Consider the following 6,012-nt stretch of genomic DNA (forward strand, 5'->3'; position numbering starts at 1 on the left):
CTCTATATGAATAAAAAGAGAAACGGAGGCCCAAAAAGTACCACGTATTATATTATTTTGTTACTAGCGATGGTCGTTTTGGTTAGCTTCTTTTTTAATGACTCGCGTAATGTAGGGACTGAAATACCTTACTCCGCGTTTAGCGAAAAATTAGAACAAAAAGAAATTAAAGACATGGAAATCACACCTGGAAATGGTGCCTATGTCATTAAAGGGACTTACAATTCCAAACAAAAAGTAGAAGGTAACGGCTTGCGTGTGATAGGGGATACTAACGTTGAAACCGATCGTTTCACGACAACCGTCTTACCTAATGATTCTACCATGGCGAAAATTGCAGATGCTGCAGAAGAAGCCGGTGCAAAAGTCAATATTAAAGAACAAAGCAACAGCGGTATGTTCTTAACCTTGATTTTATCTTTCTTACCTGTCTTGTTGATGATTTTCTTCTTCTACATGATGATGGGTCAAGGACAGCAAGGCGGCGGTGGCGGACGTGTCATGAACTTTGGCAAGTCTAAAGCAAAAGAAGCAGATAAGAAAGCGAATAATGTTCGTTTCTCTGATGTTGCTGGCGCTGAAGAAGAAAAGCAAGAGTTAGTAGAGGTCGTCGAATTCTTAAAAGATCCTCGTCGATTTGTAGAATTAGGCGCACGTATTCCTGCAGGGGTTTTATTAGAAGGACCTCCAGGAACAGGTAAAACATTGTTAGCGAAAGCTGTTTCAGGCGAAGCTGGCGTGCCATTTTATTCTATTTCAGGTTCTGACTTTGTTGAGATGTTTGTTGGGGTAGGGGCTAGCCGTGTTCGTGACTTGTTTGAAACGGCTAAGAAAAATGCACCAGCGATTATCTTTATTGATGAGATTGATGCTGTTGGTCGTCAACGTGGCGCCGGTATGGGTGGCGGACATGATGAACGTGAACAAACGTTAAACCAACTGTTAGTTGAAATGGATGGTTTTAGTGGGAATGAAGGTGTCATCGTTATTGCCGCGACAAACCGTTCAGATGTATTAGACCCTGCATTATTGCGTCCCGGCCGATTTGACCGACAAATTTTAGTTGGTCGTCCAGATGTTAAAGGACGTGAAGCGATTCTTAAAGTCCATGCGAGAAACAAACCGTTTGCTTCAGATGTCGATTTAAAAGTCATTGCACAGCAAACACCAGGTTTTTCAGGTGCTGATTTGGAAAACGTCTTAAACGAAGCTGCTTTAGTAGCTGCTCGTCGTAATAAGAAGAAAATTGACGCTTCAGATGTGGATGAAGCACAAGACCGTGTTATTGCAGGACCGGCGAAGAAAGATCGTGTTGTTAGTAAAAAAGAACGCGAATTGGTGGCATACCATGAAGCGGGTCATACGATTGTCGGGCTTGTACTAAGTGATGCTCGTACAGTTCATAAAGTAACGATTGTTCCTCGTGGACGTGCAGGTGGTTATATGATTGCTTTGCCAAAAGAAGATCGTTTCTTAATGACGAAAGAAGAAATGTTCGATCAAATTGTTGGTTTACTTGGTGGACGTACGGCTGAAGAAGTATTCTTCGGAGTAAAATCAACGGGTGCAAGTAATGACTTCGAACAAGCAACTGCGTTAGCACGTAGCATGGTAACGGAATATGGTATGAGTGAAAAACTTGGACCTGTTCAATACGAAGGTAATCATCAAGTCTTTATTGGCCGTGACTATGGTCAAACGAAAGCGTACTCTGAAACAGTCGCGTATCAAATTGATGAAGAAGTACGTAATATCTTAAACCAAGCACATGCGAAAGCACGTGAGATTATTGAAGAGAACCGTGAAAAACATGAACTTATCGCGAAGATGCTATTAGAGCATGAAACATTGGATGCACGTAGTATCAAATCGCTTTATGAAGAAGGGGTTATGCCTTCTGATGAATTAGAAGAAGAGTTTCCAAGTGAGAATGGTCGTTCATTTGACGAAGCGAAAAAAGCGTTAGAAGAAAAAGAAGCACGTAAAATGAAAGATCACGAACACGAAGAGCAAAATAGTAACCAACCAGATAATGAATAAGTTATGATAAAAGTGGGTTGCCTAGGCAACCCACTTTTCATGTCAATAATAGAAAGATAAGGTGAAATAGATGCAAGATTATTTAGTAAAAGGGTTAGCGTTTGAGGGACAAATTCGAGCATTTGCTGTACGTGCGACTGAAACTGTTTCGGAAGCGCAACGTCGTCATGATTCATGGCATACGTCCACTGCCGCTTTAGGTCGTTCTTTAGTCGGGGGCTTGTTATTAGGTTCCATGCAAAAAGGCGAAGAAAAAATGACCATTCAAATTCAAGGTGACGGACCGGGTGGTAAAATTGTAGTGGATAGTAATGGTAAAGGTCAGGTAAAAGGTTACATTGACCAACCTCATATTGCCTTACCGTTAAATGATGCTGGGCATATTGATGTGCGAGGAGCTGTCGGAACAACCGGCAGTCTATCTGTGACAAAAGATTTAGGTTTGAAAGAACCGTTTATCGGTCAGGTTCCCCTTGTTTCAGGAGAATTAGGGGAAGATTTCACTTATTATTTAGCTCATTCCGAGCAAATTCCTTCAGCTGTGGGCTTAAGTGTAAAAGTCAATCCAGATGAAACGGTAAAAGCGGCAGGGGGCTTCATGATTCAAGTGATGCCGGGAGCAACGGATGAAACCATTACAGAAATTGAACAACGTTTATCTAATATGCCGTTGGTCTCAGATTTGATTGACAAAGGGGAAGAACCTGAAACGATTTTAGCGCGTTTGCTTGGTGAGGAAAACTTAACCATTTTAGATACGATGCCAGTTGCTTTTCATTGCGACTGCTCAAAAGATCGTTTCTCACGTGTTATTTTGACTTTAGGAAAAGAAGAAATACAAGCGATGATTGATGAGGATCATGGTGCAGAAGCTGTCTGCCATTTTTGTGGTGAAAAGTATCATTATAGTGAGCAAGAACTCGAGCAACTAATTGAAGAAATCCAGAGCCAACGATAGGGGGAAACAACATGTGGAAGATAGGAGATGTTGAGATTCCTAATCGTGTTGTTGTAGCACCAATGGCAGGTATTAGTAATTCAGCTTTTCGCGTGACTGTAAAAGAGTTCGGTGCAGGGCTCGTCGTATGCGAAATGATTAGTGACAAAGGGTTACATTTTAAAAATAAAAAAACATTAGAGATGCTACATATTGAAGAAGTAGAACATCCCATTAGTTTGCAAGTGTTTGGTGGCCAAAAGGAAACACTTGTTGAAGCAGCTAAGTTTGTTGAGGCGAATACAACTGCTGATATTATTGATATCAATATGGGCTGTCCAGTTAATAAGATTATTAAGGCGGAGGCGGGCGCTAAATGGTTGCTTGATCCTAACAAAGTTTATGAAATGGTGTCGGCAGTATCATCAGCCGTTTCAATTCCAGTTACCGTTAAAATGCGTATTGGTTGGGATGAAGAACATGTCTTTGCGGTAGAAAATGCTTTGGCGGCAGAAAAAGCAGGGGCATCGGCTATCGCAATGCATGGACGGACTCGTACACAAATGTATGAAGGAAAAGCAAATTGGGATGTTCTACGTCAAGTGAACGATGTCTTAACTATTCCTTTTATGGGGAATGGAGATGTTCGAACACCAGAAGACGCCAAACGAATGTTAGAAGAAGTCGGATGTGATGCCGTCATGATTGGTCGTGCGGCATTGGGCAATCCTTGGATGATTTACCGTACAGAACACTATTTGCGTACAGGCGAGTTACTACCTGAACCCGAACCAGCTGAAAAAATTGAAACGGCAAAACTACATTTAGTTCGTTTAGCAAACTTAAAAGGCGAAAAAGTAGCTGCAAGAGAATTTCGTCAGCATGCAGCTTATTACTTAAAAGGGATTCCGCGAGCGACTAAAACAAAGTTAGCAATCAATCAAACAGATTCTCCAGATGAAATTATTGTGCTTTTGGATGAATTAGTTGCAAAAGTTGCTAACATGCCATCGAGAAGATAAAACAAATAAGGTAAAGGGAGATTTCCCTTGCCTTTTTTGTTTTTTATGTGGCATTATAGAAGAGATGAAATGAGTTTCACGAGGATGGAGGAAAAAACAGTGACAGACTATCAAGAGATGAATGATCAGTTAATCGTTCGTCGTGAAAAAACGAAAAAATTACAAGAACAAGGGTTAGATCCTTTTGGTCAACGTTTTGAGCGCACGCATGATTCTAAGATGCTGCACGATGCTTATGAAGCGCTAAGTAAAGAAGAAATAGCTGAAAAAGCAGAGCGCGCTACAATCGCCGGACGTATTGTAACAAAACGTGGTAAAGGAAAAGTAGGTTTTGCTCATTTACAAGATCGCGAAGGACAAATCCAAATTTATGTAAGAAAAGATGCTGTAGGTGAGGAAGCGTATGCGTTGTTTGACCAAGCAGATTTAGGAGACTTTATCGGGGTCAGTGGCGAAATCATGAAAACGAACATGGGAGAACTCTCTATTAAACCAGATGAGTTAACGTTCCTAACTAAAGCATTGCGTCCATTACCAGATAAATATCATGGTCTTGCAAATGTAGAACAACGTTACCGTCAACGCTATCTTGATTTGATTAGTAACCGTGAAAGTTTTGATACATTTGTTATGAGAAGTAAAATTGTTTCTGAAATTCGCCACTACTTGAATAGTAATGGCTATTTAGAAGTAGAAACACCAACATTACACAATATGGCAGGTGGGGCTGCCGCACGTCCGTTTATTACACATCACAATGCGTTAGATATGGAGTTATATTTGCGTATCGCATTAGAGCTTCATTTGAAACGCTTGATTGTAGGTGGGATGGAGAAAGTCTATGAAATTGGACGCGTCTTCCGAAATGAAGGGATTGACACGACTCACAATCCAGAGTTTACGATGCTGGAAGTTTATACAGCCTATGCGGACTATAAAGATATCATGGATTTAACTGAGGGAATTATTACACATGTCGCTCAAACAGTATTAGGTAAACTGGAAGTGACTTATGGAGATGATGTGATTAATTTAGAAGGACCTTGGAAGAGAATCCATATGGTCGACGCGATTAAAGAGAAGACCGGCGTGGATTTCTGGCAAGAAATGAGTGATGAGGAAGCACGTGCTATTGCGAAAGAACACAACGTTCATATCGAAGATCATATGGATTTTGGTCACGTAATTAATGAATTCTTTGAAGAGTTTGTGGAAGACACCTTAATTCAACCAACATTTGTATATGGTCATCCTGTATCTATTTCGCCTTTAGCTAAGAAAAATCACGAAGACCCACGATTTACCGACCGTTTTGAATTCTTTATCTCAGGACATGAGTATGGGAATGCCTTTACAGAGTTAAATGATCCAATTGATCAACGTCAACGATTTGAAGATCAAATGAAAGAAAAACAATTGGGTAATGATGAAGCTCATGGAATAGATGAGGATTTCGTAGAGTCGTTAGAATATGGTATGCCACCAACAGGGGGACTAGGAATCGGGATTGACCGCTTAGTCATGTTATTAACAAATTCTCACTCCATTAGAGATGTGTTACTATTCCCAACGATGCGTCCATAAAGATACTTGATTTTAAATAAAACGCTTGATATAGTAGGTTCTAGAACCTACTATATTTTTTTATAAAGGTGGTTGACATCGGTTGGGTTCCCGTGCTACTATATAAAAGTTGTCACAGCGAATAGGTGACATAAAAAAAGATTTAAAAAGTTTTAAAAAAGATGTTGACGGAGTCAACTAAACGTGTTATTATTTAGAAGTTGTCAGGTGACAACAAAACAAGCTTCAAAAAATAATTAAATAAAAGTGTTGACAATCAAATGCCGACATGTTATTATTTAAAAGTTGCTACTAACGCAACAAAGTAGACCTTTGAAAACTGAACAAAGTAAGACGAACCAAATGTGTAGGGCGTTTTTACAAGTGTAAAAACAAACACAATTTTACAGTTTTTTATAAAAACTGATAGTGAAGTCAATTCGCTAGCAA

4 protein-coding genes are annotated in these 6,012 nt (G+C 39.9%); all 4 read left to right on the plus strand.

Annotation, left to right across the window (positions count from 1 at the left end; all coding sequences use genetic code 11):
- Positions 1-6 precede the first annotated feature (6 nt).
- The 4 genes from ftsH to lysS all read left to right on the plus strand — a co-directional run bounded on the left by ftsH (position 7) and on the right by lysS (position 5,583).
- Positions 7-2,040 (plus strand): ATP-dependent zinc metalloprotease FtsH, encoded by a 2,034-nt coding sequence (gene ftsH, locus CBF33_RS05895; protein ID WP_126762458.1) that lies wholly within the window; start codon positions 7-9, stop codon positions 2,038-2,040.
- Between the two features lie 70 nt (positions 2,041-2,110).
- Positions 2,111-2,998 (plus strand): Hsp33 family molecular chaperone HslO, encoded by an 888-nt coding sequence (gene hslO, locus CBF33_RS05900; protein ID WP_126762460.1) that lies wholly within the window; start codon positions 2,111-2,113, stop codon positions 2,996-2,998.
- Positions 2,999-3,009: 11 nt separating this feature from the next.
- Complete coding sequence (dusB, locus tag CBF33_RS05905) at positions 3,010-3,999, plus strand: tRNA dihydrouridine synthase DusB (RefSeq protein WP_126762462.1); 990 nt, start codon at positions 3,010-3,012, stop codon at positions 3,997-3,999.
- Between the two features lie 84 nt (positions 4,000-4,083).
- Positions 4,084-5,583 (plus strand): lysine--tRNA ligase, encoded by a 1,500-nt coding sequence (gene lysS / locus CBF33_RS05910; RefSeq protein ID WP_126762464.1) that lies wholly within the window; start codon positions 4,084-4,086, stop codon positions 5,581-5,583.
- Positions 5,584-6,012 lie beyond the last annotated feature (429 nt).

The organism is Vagococcus lutrae (assembly GCF_003987555.1).
Taxonomy (GTDB): domain Bacteria; phylum Bacillota; class Bacilli; order Lactobacillales; family Vagococcaceae; genus Vagococcus_A; species Vagococcus_A lutrae.

What these genes read in the sequence shown, in the direction of transcription:
- ftsH (WP_126762458.1), top strand. Translation starts at nt 7, where the DNA reads ATGAATAAAAAGAGAAACGGAGGCCCAAAAAGTACCACGTATTATATT.
- hslO (WP_126762460.1), top strand. Translation starts at nt 2,111, where the DNA reads ATGCAAGATTATTTAGTAAAAGGGTTAGCGTTTGAGGGACAAATTCGA.
- dusB (WP_126762462.1), top strand. Translation starts at nt 3,010, where the DNA reads ATGTGGAAGATAGGAGATGTTGAGATTCCTAATCGTGTTGTTGTAGCA.
- lysS (WP_126762464.1), top strand. Translation starts at nt 4,084, where the DNA reads ATGGAGGAAAAAACAGTGACAGACTATCAAGAGATGAATGATCAGTTA.